At 71.1% G+C, this 15,653-nt stretch carries 10 protein-coding genes and 1 tRNA gene; 10 read left to right on the top strand and 1 reads right to left on the bottom strand.

Annotated elements, in window-relative coordinates; genetic code table 11:
- Positions 1-137: 137 nt before the first annotated feature.
- From topA to ACIO1C_RS26720, 5 genes are all read left to right on the top strand, one after another.
- Complete coding sequence (gene topA / locus ACIO1C_RS26740; RefSeq protein ID WP_401867737.1) at positions 138-3,002, top strand: type I DNA topoisomerase; 2,865 nt, start codon at positions 138-140, stop codon at positions 3,000-3,002.
- Positions 3,003-3,178: 176 nt separating this feature from the next.
- On the top strand, positions 3,179-7,207 hold the full coding sequence (gene tmk, locus ACIO1C_RS26735; RefSeq protein WP_401867734.1) for a dTMP kinase: 4,029 nt from the start codon (positions 3,179-3,181) through the stop codon (positions 7,205-7,207).
- A 220-nt stretch (positions 7,208-7,427) separates the two neighbouring features.
- Positions 7,428-8,633 (top strand): DNA polymerase III subunit delta', encoded by a 1,206-nt coding sequence (locus tag ACIO1C_RS26730; RefSeq protein ID WP_401867731.1) that lies wholly within the window; start codon positions 7,428-7,430, stop codon positions 8,631-8,633.
- A 189-nt stretch (positions 8,634-8,822) separates the two neighbouring features.
- A complete protein-coding gene (locus ACIO1C_RS26725; protein ID WP_401867728.1) occupies positions 8,823-10,355 on the top strand; it encodes an alpha/beta hydrolase in 1,533 nt (510 codons plus the stop codon).
- Between the two features lie 97 nt (positions 10,356-10,452).
- Positions 10,453-10,526 (top strand) — tRNA-Thr (locus ACIO1C_RS26720).
- 380 nt (positions 10,527-10,906) lie between these two features.
- On the opposite strand, the gene ACIO1C_RS26715 is transcribed toward ACIO1C_RS26720, so the two are convergent.
- On the bottom strand, positions 10,907-11,494 hold the full coding sequence (locus tag ACIO1C_RS26715; RefSeq protein ID WP_401867726.1) for a WD40 repeat domain-containing protein: 588 nt from the start codon (positions 11,492-11,494) through the stop codon (positions 10,907-10,909).
- 796 nt (positions 11,495-12,290) lie between these two features.
- On the opposite strand from ACIO1C_RS26715, the gene ACIO1C_RS26710 reads away from it, so the two are divergent.
- From ACIO1C_RS26710 to ACIO1C_RS26690, 5 genes are all read left to right on the top strand, one after another.
- Positions 12,291-12,638 (top strand): hypothetical protein, encoded by a 348-nt coding sequence (locus tag ACIO1C_RS26710; RefSeq protein ID WP_401867723.1) that lies wholly within the window; start codon positions 12,291-12,293, stop codon positions 12,636-12,638.
- Positions 12,635-12,928: a hypothetical protein gene (locus ACIO1C_RS26705; protein WP_401867721.1), complete on the top strand. Its 294-nt coding sequence runs from the start codon at positions 12,635-12,637 to the stop codon at positions 12,926-12,928. The genes ACIO1C_RS26710 and ACIO1C_RS26705 overlap by 4 nt, the downstream gene beginning before the upstream one ends.
- Before the next feature lie 424 nt (positions 12,929-13,352).
- The gene (locus tag ACIO1C_RS26700) at positions 13,353-13,610 is read left to right on the top strand and encodes a hypothetical protein (protein WP_401867719.1); all 258 of its coding nucleotides are present in this window, start codon (positions 13,353-13,355) and stop codon (positions 13,608-13,610) included.
- Positions 13,611-13,615: 5 nt separating this feature from the next.
- On the top strand, positions 13,616-14,212 hold the full coding sequence (locus ACIO1C_RS26695) for a hypothetical protein (protein WP_401867716.1): 597 nt from the start codon (positions 13,616-13,618) through the stop codon (positions 14,210-14,212).
- Between the two features lie 179 nt (positions 14,213-14,391).
- Complete coding sequence (locus tag ACIO1C_RS26690; protein ID WP_401867713.1) at positions 14,392-15,606, top strand: hypothetical protein; 1,215 nt, start codon at positions 14,392-14,394, stop codon at positions 15,604-15,606.
- Positions 15,607-15,653 lie beyond the last annotated feature (47 nt).

Below are 15,653 nucleotides of genomic sequence, written 5' to 3'. Positions count from 1 at the left end.
TTTGACACGGGGGCGGGTTGTACCGTCACACTCCGCAGCGAAGCAGCGTCACCGCTGGGCCGTACCGGTCCCGCCGTGCCGTTCTGCCGTACTGGCGTACGGGCCCACCGAGTGTCGATCCGGAGAGAAGAGCGAAGTTGTCCCCGACCAGCGAAGCCGCACACGGCGGCCGCCGACTTGTCATCGTCGAGTCGCCTGCCAAGGCGAAGACGATCAAGGGCTACCTCGGCCCCGGCTATGTCGTCGAGGCGAGCGTCGGTCACATCCGCGACCTCCCGAACGGTGCCGCCGAGGTGCCGGAGAAGTACACGGGCGAGGTACGGCGTCTCGGCGTCGACGTGGACAACGACTTCCAGCCGATCTACGTGGTCAACGCCGACAAGAAGGCGCAGGTCAGAAAGCTCAAGGAGCTGCTGGCCGAGTCCGACGAGCTCTACCTCGCCACTGATGAGGACCGCGAGGGCGAGGCCATCGCGTGGCACCTCCAGGAAGTCCTCAAGCCCAAGGTCCCCGTCCACCGGATGGTCTTCCACGAGATCACCAAGGACGCGATCAGGGCCGCCGTCGCCAACCCGCGCGAGCTGAACACGCGCATGGTCGACGCCCAGGAGACACGCCGGATCCTCGACCGGCTGTACGGCTACGAGGTCTCGCCGGTCCTGTGGAAGAAGGTCATGCGGGGCCTGTCCGCCGGCCGCGTGCAGTCCGTCGCCACCCGCCTCGTCGTCGAGCGCGAACGCGAGCGCATCGCGTTCCGCTCCGCCGAGTACTGGGACCTGACCGGCACGTTTTCCACCGGCCGCGCCGGTGACGCCTCCGACCCGTCCTCGCTGATCGCCCGGCTCAACGCGATCGACGGCAAGCGGGTCGCCCAGGGCCGTGACTTCGGTTCCGACGGCCGCATCAAGTCCGACCAGACGCTCCACCTGGACGAGGCGAACGCGCGCGCCCTGGCCGCCGCGCTGGAGAACGCCTCGTTCTCGGTGCGGTCCGTCGAGTCGAAGCCGTACCGCCGCTCCCCGTACGCCCCCTTCCGTACGACGACGCTCCAGCAGGAGGCCTCGCGCAAGCTGGGCTTCGGGGCCAAGTCCACGATGCAGGTCGCGCAGAAGCTGTACGAGAACGGCTTCATCACCTATATGCGTACGGACTCCACGACGCTCTCCGACACCGCGATCTCGGCGGCCCGCGCGCAGGTCACGCAGCTCTACGGGGCGAACTACCTGCCGGACAAGCCGCGCACGTACGCCGGCAAGGTCAAGAACGCGCAGGAGGCGCACGAGGCGATCCGGCCTTCGGGTGATCGTTTCCGCACCCCCGCCGAGACGGGTCTGTCCGGCGACCAGTTCCGCCTCTACGAGCTGATCTGGAAGCGGACCGTCGCCTCCCAGATGAAGGACGCGGTCGGCAACAGCGTCACCGTCAAGATCGTCGGCTCCGCCTCCGACGGCCGCGAGGCGGAATTCTCCGCGTCCGGCAAGACGATCACCTTCCACGGCTTCATGAAGGCGTACGTCGAAGGCGCGGACGACCCGAACGCCGAGCTGGACGACCGCGAGCGCCGGCTGCCGCAGGTCGCCGAGGGTGACGCGCTCTCCGCCGAGGAGCTGTCGGTCGACGGCCACGCCACCAAGCCCCCGGCCCGCTACACCGAGGCGTCGCTGGTCAAGGAGCTGGAAGAGCGCGAGATCGGCCGCCCGTCCACGTACGCCTCGATCATCGGGACGATCCTCGACCGCGGTTACGTGTTCAAGAAGGGCACGGCGCTCGTCCCGTCCTTCCTCTCCTTCGCCGTGGTCAACCTGCTGGAGACGCACTTCGGCCGGCTGGTCGACTACGACTTCACGGCCCGCATGGAGGACGACCTCGACCGCATCGCGCGGGGCGAGGCGCACTCCGTGCCGTGGCTCAAGCGCTTCTACTTCGGTGAGGGCGGGGACGGCGAGGACGTCGGCGCCGCCTCGGCCGCGGGCAACGGCGACGGGGACCACCTCGGCGGCCTCAAGGAACTGGTCACGGACCTCGGCGCCATCGACGCCCGGGAGATCTCCTCGTTCCCCGTAGGCGACGGCATCATGCTGCGCGTCGGCCGGTACGGGCCGTACGTGGAGCGCGGCGAGAAGGACGAAGAGGGCCACCAGCGCGCCGACGTGCCGGAGGAGATGGCACCGGACGAGCTGACGGTCGAGTACGCGGAGGAGCTGCTGGCCAAGCCGAGCGGCGACTTCGAGCTGGGCGCGGACCCGGTGACGGGGAACCAGATCGTGGCGAAGGACGGCCGGTACGGCCCGTACGTCACCGAGATCCTCCCGGAGAACACCCCGAAGACGGGCAAGAACGCGGTCAAGCCGCGTACCGCCTCCCTCTTCAAGTCGATGTCCTTGGACACGGTCACCATCGACGACGCCCTCAAGCTGATGTCGCTGCCGCGTGTGGTGGGGACGGACGCCGAGGGGGTCGAGATCACGGCGCAGAACGGCCGGTACGGCCCGTATCTTAAGAAGGGCACCGATTCGCGGTCCTTGGAGACCGAGAACCAGCTTTTCGACATCACGCTGGACGAGGCGCTGGCGATCTACGCGCAGCCGAAGCAGCGGGGCCGCGCCGCGGCCAAGCCGCCGCTCAAGGAGCTGGGTACGGACCCGGTGAGCGAGCGGCCCGTGGTCGTGAAGGACGGCCGTTTCGGGCCGTACGTCACCGACGGCGAGACCAACGCGACCCTGCGGACGGACGACAGCGTCGAGGCGATCACCCCGGAGCGGGGTTACGAACTGCTCGCGGAGAAGCGCGCCAAGTCGCCGGCGAAGAAGACGGCGAAGAAGGCTCCCGCGAAGCGGGCCCCGGCCAAGAAGGCGACGACGGCGAAGAAGGCCGTCGCGAAGAAGACCACGGCGACGGCCGCCAAGAAGACGACGGCGAAGAAGACGAGCGGGACGACCAAGGCGACCGCGGCGAAGAAGTCGACCGCATCGGCGTCGAGGTCGGCGAAAGCAGACGAGTAAGACGGAGTAAGACGAGTTAAGACGAGTAGAACGAATAAGAGCCGGCGAATAAAAGCGGACGAATAGGCGGGTCGGGGAGGGCAACAGGGCGGCAACCGGGCGGTAATCACCACACCGGGACCACCCGCTCCGCACCGGCCGCACGGACTGTCACCGGCTGCGGATAGGCTGGGCGGATGACGCGAGCCGAGCAGCCAACGGTCGTGAGCCCCACCTCCGACTCCGACGCACTTGCCGCAGACTCACGAGAGCGCGCCGTACGATCACTGCTGCGCCTCCCACCGCTGCGGCGGCTGTGGGGCGCCCAGCTCATCGGCGGTGTGGGCGACGCGCTCGCCGTTCTCGTGCTTCTGCTCCTGTCGTTGCAAGCGGCGATCTCCGAGGGCTCGTTCGGCGCGGGATACCGGGGGGCGGCGTTCGCCGTCGCGGCGGTGTTCGGGGCGCGGGTCGTGGCCACGGTGCTGTTCGGGGTGGTGCTTCTGGGACCGCTGACGGCGTTGGTGACGCCGGGCAATCGTCCCAGGGCAGCTGCCGGTGCCGCTTCCGGAGCGGGGGAGAGCGGTGGGACCGGGGCTTCGGCCGTCGGGGCCGACGGCCGTCCCCTGCCGGGCGCCACCTCCGGCAAGCGCGCCAAGCCGCGCAAGCCGCCGCGGGAGGGCGGGCCGCTCGACCGTCGCTGGACGATGATCGGCGCGGACGTCGTACGCCTCGCGCTCCTGATCATCGCGCCGCTGTGGATCGACTGGACCCCCGACCGCGCCCTGCCCATCCTGCTCAGCACGGTCTTCGTGGCCGGGGTCGCCGAGCGTTTCTGGACGGTCGCCAAGGAGAGCGCGGCTCCCGCCCTGCTCCCGGCGCCTCCGTTGGAGGGCGCGGCGGTCCGCCCGCTGCCCGACCACTTCGACGCCCTGCACCGCCTCTCGCTGCGTACGGCGTTCCTCGCCGTGCCCGCGGCGGCGGCCGTGCTGCTCGTGGCCACGCTGATCGGCAATCTGCTCGGTACGGGCATCGACTGGTTCTCGCTGCACCAGGCGGCCCTTGGGTCGTACGTGGCGGCGGGGCTCTTCGCCGCCTCCGTGTCGACGCTCTACTTCATCGAGCTGCCCGACGGGCGTACGCCCCGGCCGCGCTCCCCGCTGGCGGGGCTGCGGCGGCCGTCGGCTTCCGTTTCCGGCTCCTCTTCGGCGTCCGGCTCTTCTTCGGCTTCTGGTTCGGCTTCCGCCTCTGGTTCCGGCTCCGGCTCTGGTTCCGGCGCGGGCAAGGGGCGTACGGGCGGCGTGCCGCTGTTCGTCCTGGCCTGCTCCGCCGTGGCCGGCGCCGTCGCGGCGGCCGTGTCCGTGTCCGTCCTGCACGCCAAGGACCTCGGCGGCGGCCCCGTCGCGTTCGCGCTGCTCGTCCTCTTCCTGACCGGTGGTACCGGGCTCGGCATCCGGGGCGCGGCCAAGGTGCTGCCCTCCCTGTCCCGCCGCCGCCTGCTCCCGCTGGCGATCGCGCTCACCGGTATCGCCCTGCTCGCCATGGGCCTCGTACCGGACACGGCGACCGTGCTGTTCCTCGCGCTGTTCACCGGCTTCGCCGCCGGTGTCGCGGCGAATACCGGACACACGCTCATCGACCTGGAGACCGAGGAATCGCTCCGTACGCGCGTGACGGAGCACCTCCACGCGGTGGTACGGCTCTTCGTGGCGGCCGGCGTGGTGATCGCGCCCCTGCTCGCCGCCGCCATCGGCCCGCACCGCCTCGCCAACGAGGACTTCGTCTTCGCGCACGGGGGCGCTGCCTTCACGCTCATGCTGGTCGGCGCGCTGCTGCTGCCCGTCGCGGCGGTGGTGCTCGCCAAGACCGACGACCGCGCCGGAGTGCCGCTGCGCAGGGACCTGAGGGACGCGGTGCGGGGCGGCGCCGACCCGGCGCAGGCCCCGGCCGCGTCGGGCTTCTTCCTGGCGGTGGAGGGCGGTGACGGCGCCGGCAAGTCCACGCAGGTGGAGGCGCTGGCGGAGTGGATCCGCGGCAAGGGACACGAAGTGGTCGTCACACGCGAGCCCGGCGCCACGCCGGTCGGCAAGCGGCTGCGTTCGATCCTGCTCGACGTGTCGAGCGCCGGTCTGTCGAACCGCGCGGAGGCGCTGCTGTACGCGGCCGACCGCGCCGAGCACGTTGATTCGGTCGTCCGTCCCGCCCTGGAGCGCGGTGCGATCGTCATCTCGGACCGCTACATCGACTCGTCCGTCGCGTACCAGGGCGCGGGCCGTGACCTCTCGCCGACCGAGATCGCGCGGATCTCGCGCTGGGCGACGGACGGTCTCGTACCGCACCTGACGGTGCTGCTCGACGTCTCCCCGGAGACGGCGCGTGAACGCTTCACGGAGGCGCCGGACCGGCTGGAGTCGGAGCCCGCCGAGTTCCACCAGCGCGTACGGTCCGGCTTCCTGACGCTCGCGGCGGCCGACCCCGCCCGGTACCTGGTCGTGGACGCGGGACAGGATCCCGCCGCCGTCACCACGGTCGTACGGCACCGGCTCGACCAGATGCTGCCGCTGTCCGAGGCCGAGGTGAAGGCCCGGGAGGACGCGCGGCGGGCCGCCATCGAGGAGGCCAGGCGCCGGGCCGAGGAAGAGGCGGCGCGCAAGGCGGAGGAGGAGCGGCTGGAGCGCGAGCGCCAGGCGCAGCTGGCCAAGCTCCGCGCCGAGGAGGAGGAGCGCAAGCGCCGTGAGCTGGAGGAGGCGCGGCAGCGCGAGGCCGAACGGCAGGCGGAGGAGGCCAGGCAGCGCGCCGAGGAGGAGCGCCGGCTGGCCGAGGAGGAGCGCAGGCGCCGGGAGGCCGAGCAGCAGGCGCACGAGGCGGAGCAGGCGCGTCTGAGGAGGCAGGCCGAGGACGAGGCCAGGCTCCGCGCCGAGGCGGAGGAGCGGCGCCGGGAGAAGCAGCGCAAGGCGGAGGAGGCGCTGCTGAGGGCCGAGGAGGCGCGGCGGCTCGCGGAGGAGTCCGCGGCTGCCGCTGCGGCGGCTTCGGCCAGGGTGGCGGAGGCCGAGGCGGCTGCGGGGCGGGCCGCTGCGGAGAAGGCGGCGGCTGAACGGGCCGCTGTGGAAAGGGCCGCTGCGGAGAGGGCTGCCGCCGAGCGGGCCGCCGCGGAGCGGGCTGTCGCTGAACGGGCCGCCGCTGAGCGGGTTGTCGCGGAGAGGGCCGCTGCTGAGGAGGCGGCGCGTCAGGGTGCTGCCCGGGAGGCGGCTGCTGCCCGGGAGGCGGCCGAGGCCGCCGACGAGGCTGCCGCACAGGCGTCTGCTCACGCTTCTGTAGAGGCTGCACGGCCTGCGCCGCCGGCGTATCCGCCGCACGAGACCACGGTTCAGACGCCGCTTGCGCCCGGCTCGCGCTTCCTGAAGAAGCCGGAGTTCGCTCCGGACGAGGTGACGCGGGAGGTCCCGGCGGTACGTCCGGAGCCGGAGGACGAGCGGCCGGCGGCGGGCTCCGACGCCGAGGAGACGGCGGTCATCCCGCAGGTCCAGGAACCGGCGGGAGACGAGACCCGGGTGATCCCGCGGATCCAGGATCCGGCGGCCGACGAGACGGCGGTGATTCCGCCGGTACGGGACGGGCAGCGGGACGCGGACCGCCAGGGGGAGCGGGACACGCGCGATCCCCGGGACTCCGAGGGTCCGGGGAACGCGGAGGATCGGCGGGACGCGGGGGATTCGAGGGACACGGAGGATTCGCGGGGCCGGAACGGCTCGGCGGATGCCGGGGGTTCGCAGGACGCTCCGGGCTCGCGGGATCCGCGTGACGCGCGCGATCCGAGGCAGTCGTGGGACGCGCCGTCCACCCCTGGTCTCCGGGGCGGACGGGACGCCAGGGACGCGCGTGAGGTGCGCGCCACCGACGAGACGGCCGTCCTTCCGCCGGTACGACCCGTACAGGACGCTGTTCCGGCAGACAGGGTGCCGCCGGGCTTCTTCCGCGAGGAGACGCCGGATCCGGCGGTCGCCGAGGGCGCCAACGAGCGCACGCGTGAGCTGCCGCAGCCGTATCCGGACGGCGGACAGGGGCTGGTGACCGGATACGCGCAGGCGCCGGAGGCGGAGCGTCCGCGCCGCCGCTCGGACTGGGCGGAGGAGACCCCCTTGGACGACCTCCCGACCCTGGCCGACGAACTGCTCGGCCCGCACGACGACGACCGCGACGACAACGGCGGACGGCGGCGGCGGCGCTAGGGCCTTCCGGCGGATCTTCGCGGGTTCGCGGGTTCGCGGATTCGCGGGTTCATGGGTTCGCGGGTTCATGGGTTCGCGGGTTCATGGGTTCGTGGGATCAGCCTGCGGATGACCTTGGTGGGGCCGGGAGTGTCAGACCCCGGCCCCACAATGGATTCCGTACGGCACACCCGCGCCGTACGGCATGCATACCGGCACGGCACGGAGGTGATGGCGGCACATGACCGTATGGGACGACCTGGTCGGGCAGGAGCGCGTCCAGGCGACGCTGGCCGCGGCCGCGCGTGACGCGGACGCGCGTGTCACGGCCGAGGCGGCGGGCCTCGCACCCCCCGAGGCGTCGAGGATGACGCACGCCTGGCTCTTCACGGGACCGCCCGGCTCCGGCCGCTCCACCGCCGCCCGCGCCTTCGCCGCCGCCCTCCAGTGCACCAGCCCGGACCGGGCGCTGGGCGGCGAGCCGGGCTGTGGGTTCTGCGACGGATGCCATACGAGCCTGATCGGGACGCACGCGGATGTGGACGTGATCCGTACCGACCTGCTCTCCATCGGGGTGAAGGAGACCCGTGAGCTGGTCCGCCGCTCGCAGCTCTCCCCGGCCGGCGGCCGCTGGCAGGTCAACGTGCTGGAGGACGCCGACCGCCTCACCGAGGGCGCGGGCAACGTCCTGCTGAAAGCCGTGGAGGAGCCGGCGCAGCGCACCGTATGGCTGCTCTGTGCCCCCTCGCTGGAGGACGTCCTGCCCACGATCCGCTCCCGCTGCCGCCACCTCGTCCTGCGTACGCCGTCCGTGGAGGCGGTGGCGGATGTCCTGATCCGGCGCGACGGCATCGATCCCGAGGCCGCGCACGCCGCCGCGCGCGCGACCCAGGGGCACATCGGCCGGGCCCGCCGGCTCGCCACGGACGAACGGGCGCGCGCCCGCCGTGCCACGGTCCTGAAGATGCCGTTGCGCGTCGACGACATCGGGGGCTGTCTCCGGGCGGCCCAGGAGCTGATCGACGCCGCGACGGAGGACGCCAAGCAGGTGGCCGAGGATGTCGACGTCAAGGAGACGGAGGACATGAAGGCGGCGCTCGGCGCGTCGGCGGGCGGCAGGATGCCGCGCGGTACGGCGGGCGTGATGAAGGAGCTGGCCGACCGCCAGAAGCGCCGTTCGACCCGTACGCAGCGCGACAGCCTCGATCTGGCCCTGACCGAACTCACCGGCTTCTACCGCGACGTGCTCGCCCTCCAGCTGGGCTCCCGTGTCCAGCTCGCCAACGTGGACGTACGGGACGCGCTGGACCGGGTCGCCAGGGCCTCCACCCCGGAGCGGACGCTGCGCCGCATCGAGTCGATCAGCGCCTGCCGCCAGGCGCTGGACCGCAATGTGGCGCCGCTGCTGGCGGTCGAGGCGATGGCGGTGTCGCTGCGAGCGGGCTGACCGGGAGCCGGACCGCCGGCCGCGCACGAACACGCCCCGTCCTGCCGTCGCACCTCGGCGGACACGCCCAGCTCCGACACGGCAGCACGCTCAGAGACCGTGCGACCTGGGATGCACCCGCACGACCTGGGATTCACCCGTTCGAGCGCGGAAACACGGGACGCAACACACGGCGGCTAGGCTCGCGGAATGGACACCAGGCGCCTCTTCCGCATCTCCGCCACCGCCCTCGTGGCGGCCGGTCTCCTGCTCTCGGGTTGCAGCTCCGACTCGGCGTCGGGAGCGGGTACGGGAGCGGGCTCGACGGCGGATCCGGCCGCGTTGAAGAAGTTCTACGGGCAGAAGCTCGCGTGGCGTTCGTGCGGGGTGACCGGCTTTGAATGCGCCAAGATGAAGGCGCCGCTGGACTACACGAAGCCGGACGGGACCGAGATCAGCCTGGCGGTGGCCCGCAAGAAGGCCACGGGCCCCGGCAAGCGCCTCGGTTCCCTCCAGGTCAACCCCGGAGGCCCGGGCGGTTCGGCCGTCGGCTACCTCCAGGCGTACGCGGGCATCGGTTACCCGGCTCCGGTCCGCGCGCGGTACGACATGGTGGCGATCGACCCGCGTGGGGTGGCCGACAGCGAGCCCGTGGAATGCCTGACGGGCAAGGAGATGGACGCGTACACCCAGGTCGACCAGACCCCGGACGACCAGGGCGAGGAGACACTCCTCACCACGTCGTTCAAGAAGTTCGCGGCGGGCTGCGAGAAGCGGTCGGCCACGATCCTGCCGCACGTCTCCACCGTCGACGCGGCCCGCGACATGGACGTCTTCCGCGCGGTGCTGGGCGACAAGAAGCTGACGTACGTAGGGGCGTCGTACGGCACCTTCCTCGGCGCGACGTACGCCGAGTTGTTCCCGAAGAACACCGGCCGGCTCGTCCTCGACGGCGCGATGGACCCGTCCCTCCCGGCCCGCGAGCTGAACCGCGACCAGACCGCCGGCTTCGAGACGGCCTTCACGTCCTTCGCGGCCGACTGCGTCAAGCAGACGGACTGTCCGCTCGGCACGAAGTCCGTCGCGGACGTCGGCGCCCGGATGAAGGCGTTCTTCAACACCCTGGACGCCAAACCCGTGGCCACGGGCGAGAGCCGCCCCCTGACCGAGTCGCTGGCGACGACGGGGGTGATCGCCGCGATGTACGACGAGTCCGCCTGGCCACAGCTCCGCGAGGCCCTCACGACGGCGATGGCGGGCGACGGCTCGGCGCTCCTCACCCTCGCCGACTCGTACTACGAACGCGGCGGCGACGGCTCATACGCGAACCTGATGTTCGCCAACTCCGCCGTCAACTGCCTCGACCTCCCGCCGGCCTTCACCGGCCCCGCCGAGGTCACCGAGGCCCTGCCCTCCTTCGAACAGGCTTCCCCGGTCTTCGGCGAAGGCCTCGCGTGGGCGTCCCTGAACTGCGCGTACTGGCCCACGAAGGCCACCGGCACCGCACACCGCATCGAGGCGAAGGGCGCGGCCCCGATCGTGGTGGTCGGCACCACCCGCGACCCGGCGACCCCATACAAATGGGCGGTCTCCCTGGCCGACCAGCTCTCCTCGGGCACCCTGCTCACGTACGACGGCGACGGCCACACGGCGTACGGCCGGGGCAGCGACTGCATCGACACGGCGATCAACATCTACCTCCTGGAGGGCACACCCCCCAAACCCGCCACAAAGTGCTCCTGACCTGCAAAAAGGCCCCAGCACCCAGGGGGTGAGGAGCACCCCCGGAAACTGTGTAGACTTGGCCCCGCCGCTGACCGCACTATGGTCCGGATGGCAAGCCGCCTTAGCTCAGTTGGCCAGAGCAACGCACTCGTAATGCGTAGGTCTCGGGTTCGAATCCCGAAGGCGGCTCTGTAGAAGCCCCAGGACATCTCGCCATGACCTGGGGCTTTTGCTATGTCACGGATCCTGCGGCGCCGGGCGCGGGCCGCTCGGCCGGCTGTGGGATCCCCATGATGGTGGGCATGTCCACGCCCAGCTCGTTGAGGATGGTGCCGGTGGTCCGGGCTCCCGTCGTTCCTCGTGCCCATGGTGACGCGAGTGTGCCACCGACCGTCGCTGTCCTTCGAACAGCTGGACTGTGCGGGGAGGGCTGCGACGTAGCCCACCGGGGCAGCAGGGGCAGCCACTTCGAGTGAGGTGTGGGCCGACTCCCTGGGGCGGAAGGAAGTGCGTCGTCGATGTGGTGGCGAACGTCATTTTCGTCGCCAGAGGTAGGCGGTGCGGTCGGTTCAGAGGGTCGCGACGAGGCGGGGATCTCGCCTGAACGCTACGGCGCTGACAGGCACGTTCGGGGCCAGGGGACTGCCGAGGGACCGAGGCCGTTTCGGATTCTCCACGTCCCACAACCGGGCGACGTGATCCGCGCCGACCGCCGCGAGCAGGCGGCCGTCCGCGCTGAAGGCGAGGTCGGTTGTTCTGCCGTTCTCCGCCGCGAACGGCGGGCCGGCGCGGCGCGGTTCGTTGGGGGAGAAGACGTCCCAGAGGTGCAGCGTGCCGTCGCCGGTGGCAATGGCCAGGGTCTTTCCGTCCGGGGAGAACTGGGCCGCTGCGGCGCCCAGCGGGATCTGCCCCCTCGCTCTGGGGCGCATGCTGTCGGCCGGAGACGCACTCTGCAGCTGGGTGAAGTGGGTCGCGTCGGGCACCGCGAGCATCACGCCGTACTGGCTTGCGTGGATCGCTTTCACCGTATTGGGCGGCTTGGTGATCGACCAGACGCGTTGCCCGGTGTCGGTCCGCATCCCGAAGACGTCCCGGCCGTCAGCTACGAAGAGCGTCCAGCCGTCGGGGCTGAGCGCCAGGGGCGCTCTGCTCGTCACGCCGGGTCCTCCCGGGGTGACCCGTTCAGGGTGCTCTGGTTCCTTCACATCCCAACTGTCCAGTCCCTTGGGGGAGACGGTCAGCAGCACATGGTCGTCCGTCGGTGAGAAAGCCAACGCATCGGCACCCTGGTCCGTCCAGAGCCTCCCGTTGTCGACCAGTCGCCACTGCTCGATCGGGACCTCCCTCTGTGGCCCCTTATGAGACCAGGGCGCCGGCAGAATCCCCTGAGCGACCGCCGCCGTGAGACAGGTCAAGGCCACCGCGAAGGCGGCCGGGAGGCCGGGGGACCAACTGACGGCAGAGCGGGGTTCCGGACGAGCGGGGCGAGGCCGTGACGTTAGACCTCTCACGTGTCGGCGGCGCACAGCCCTCTCCCTCGGTATGCCGCACGAGCTCGCCGACCACCGAATTTTCGTTGCACAACGGAAGGAGAGGAACAGCCTGGCGACCATGGGCGGTGCGGCGCCCCCGGCTACCAGTGCCGCCGTCTCGTTGTCGAGATATCCGGATGCCCCCAGGGCTGCCATGAGCCCGGCCCCCGCGAACAGCCGAAGCGCGACCGCCACCAGCAGCGCCGACCGGTCGGCCTTGCTGTGCCAAGGCCAGCGCCATCTCCGGTGGCGGTCGTTCGGACACATGAGTGTGTAGAGATTCAGTGCTTCGGCGATGCTGGTTCCCAGCAATCCCCAGAGCGCAGCCTGTAAGCCAGTCACGGGGAGAACGGTAGCGGAGAGTGGCCACTCCGTGGCTTTTGGTGTCGGGGTGACTGTTTTCCGTCGCCAATGCCGCTGAATGGCGGGCGCGGTCGGTGACGTGGGCCAGGGGCAGCCGGGCGTGTATGAGGCCGAACGCCTCGGGTGGTGGCAGGTCGGGTGGGACGTCGTGGGGCAGCACCTCCATCACCTCCCCGGCGACGTAACGGGTCCGGGACGCGTCGATGTCGGTGGCGGTCACGGCACCTGCGGCGGTGACGCGTTCGGCCGGCCTGAGGGGGACTTCGAGAGGGAGTGGGTGAGTGGCGGGGTCTTCAGGGCTGGCAGGATGTCGACTCCCAGTGAGGGAAGGTCCGATGCGTCGTACGCGTACGGGCTCAGCTCCCTCCTCGCGCTCGTCGCCACCACTCAGGAGAAGAGACCTTGACCGACAAGCCGACCGATGCGGGGACCGACGAACACGGCTACGGCGCAGGGCCCTGGTGGACCGAGCTCGGGACGGTGGGGGCCGTCGGTCTGATCGTTCTCGGTGGGGTCGCTGCGGCGTGGGTCTTTCTCGGGCTGCCCGGATTCGAGGAGAACCCGGCCTCCGGCTACTACCAGGCAGCCAAAGTCCTCGCCGTCGGCACAGTGCTCGCGGGAAGCGCCCTGCTGAGCCGTCGTCGTAACCGGGACAGAGCCACCGAGGGGGACGTCGACGAGCCCGAACGCGCCTGACGCTGTTGGGCGGTGGGATTCGGCGCGGGAACGGCGGGCTCGTGTACGGGAGGTGTCGCGCGTCCCGGTGGTGTCGTACCGAGCACGAGTTGGGTGCGGTCTCGGCTCCCCCCCCCACGGGATCACGTCCGGCCTGCGACAGCATGACGACGCATGGGCAGAGACCGCTATGTCGACTTCACACGCGCATGGGCGATCGCCCTGGTGGTGCTGGGCCATTGGCTGATCACCGCGCTGGTTCAGGGGCCCGGCGGTGAGATCACCGCGTCGGAGCTGCCGGCGACCGTTCCATGGACCCAGTGGCTGACGCTGGGCTTCCAGATCATGCCGCTGTTCTTCCTGGCCGGCGGGCGGTACGGCTGCCGGTTGGGTCGGGCGGCGGACGTCGCGGCTGCTGCTTCCGGCGGCGGTGTACAGCGGGCTGGTGCTGCTCGCCGTCGGGATCTGCTCGGCCGTCGGCGCGGACCCGGGCACCCTCGCGCTGGTGGGGTGGGCGATGGCGATGCAGTTCTGGTTCCTGCCGGTGTACCTGCTCCTTGGCGTCCTGACTCCACCGCTGCCCGCCGCGCACCGGCGCTGGGGACTCCACGTGCCGGTGGTGATGGGCGCCGCCGCTCTGGTGGTCGGCGGGGGGTTGGTGTTCGCGGCGTTGATCACGTTCGGGCCCTTCCGGTCGGTCTGATCCGGGTGACCGGGCAGACCCCTAGCAACGCCGACCCGCCGTCGGCGGCGATGCTGGCCTGGGTGGTGGCCCAGGTCGGTCTGTGTCTGCTCGCCGCGCCGGCGGTACGGCGGCTCCTCGGCCGCGAGCGGGTGTGGCGGGCCGTCCGCCGCGTCGGCGGCGCCAGCATGTCCCTCTACCTGTGGCACACGCTGCCGGTGCTGGTAGTCGCCACCGTCTTCTACCTGCCCCGGATCGCGCCCGACCCCGCATTCGGGTCCGGGGCGTGGTGGGCGCTGCGGGTGCCGTGGCTGCTGGTGCTTGGTGTGGTTCTGGTCGGTGTGCTGGTGGTGCTGCGGCCGCTGGAGCGGTGGCAGGCGCGACTGTACGAACGTACCCGGCCGCGCTTCGACGTGCGCCGCGCCCGGCCCCCGTGGCTCGGTCTGCCGACCAGCGTCGCCGCCCTCACCTACTTCGCCACCCGGGACTTCGCCCCCGACGGCCGAGTTCCGGTGCCGGCCGCCCTGGCCCTTGACCTGGGCACCACACTGATGATGACAACCCGCCTGGCGGGCCGGGAAGAACCCGACGATGCCATGGGCCCTTTGAGGGAAACCGTCTGATCTGTCACGGGACATCTCGCCCTGACCTGGGGCCTCCTCGGTGAGGTGCGGTCGGGCAAGGTGGCTGCAAGGTGGTTGCAAGGAAAGCGTCGTACACGCCGGGAATCCCCCCGTCGACTGCTGCACGCAGCCGACAAACATGGGGGAGCGTTGTGTCTGTCAAAACCACTCAATCGGCGTTGATCGAACAAGGCCGGTGGCTGACCGTACCGGACTGCAAGCAGATGTTGGTCGTCGTCCACACCGTGGCCTTCGCCCAGCGTCTGCGCGAGGCCTTCTGCCTGCTGGAGGCCGACTTCCGTATTCAGGTGGTCTTCACCGCCGCGCCGCACGCGTTCGGTGGCGGTGTCGGGCGGTACCTGGAGAGTCTGGGTATCGCCACCGTGCCCTGGGAAGAGGCGCTGCGCGCCGAGTTCGACCTGGTGCTCGCGGCCGGGTCCCGCGGGGTGCATGAGCTGAACGCGCCGGTCCTGCGCATGTCGCACGGGGCCGGCCACATCAAACTGCTGACCGATACTTCGTCGCTGGCGCCGGGGGAGGCGCGGGTGCCGGGGATGTTGAGTCGTCAGCATTTGCTGCACGAGGGGCGCGTTGGGCCCGCGGCGATCGTCTACGCGCATGAGCGTGATCTGGAGGAACTGGCGCACTCGTGCCCCGAGGCGCTGGCGGTGGCCCACGTGGTGGGGGACCCCTGCGTCGATCGCATCGTGGCCGGCATGCCCCGGCGCGAGGAGTACCGGCGGGCGCTGGGGCTCGACGAGGGGCAGCCGTTTGTGGTGGTTACCTCGACCTGGGGGCCCACCTCCACGTTCGGGCGGATCGACGCGCTGCTGCCACAGCTGTTGAGTCAACTCCCGGGCCAGGACTACCGGGTGGCGTTCCTCTTCCACCCGAACATCTTCTCGGGCCACGGGAACTGGCAGGTACGGAGCTGGCTGGCCGGCTGCCGTGGGCGCGGGATCTCCGTAGTGCCACCGGAGGCGGACTGGCAGGCTCTGCTGATCGCGGCCGACTGGGTCATCGGGGACCATGGATCCCTTACGGCGTACAGCACTCTCACCGATGCCGCCGTACTGCTCACGCCCGGACCGAGGCGTGAGATCGCGGCGTACTCCCCGGCGGCGCTTCTCGCCACCGTCGCGCCGGTGGTCACCCCCGGGCATCCGCTGGACGAGCAGTTGCGGTACGCGGCGCGACAGCATCGTCCGGGGCAGTACGCCCAGGTCGCCGCCCTGCTCTCGTCGGTGCCCGGAGAGTTCCACCAGCGGATGCGCACGATCATCTACTCCATGCTGGAGCTGGGCGAACCCGCCAGCGCCGCCCCTGTCCCGCCCCTGCCGCTGCCCTCTCCGCTGGAGCAGTGGGAGGCCGGTCACCTGGGAATGGCGCAGTGAGGGGCCGGGGGAGAGGAAGGGGGAGGGGAAGGGCCGGGACTGAGGAA

It is taken from the genome of Streptomyces sp. NPDC087420 (assembly GCF_044744165.1).
GTDB lineage: Bacteria > Actinomycetota > Actinomycetes > Streptomycetales > Streptomycetaceae > Streptomyces.
The sequence above is the reverse complement of the archived record's forward strand: the minus strand, read 5'-3'. Positions and strand labels throughout refer to the sequence as shown.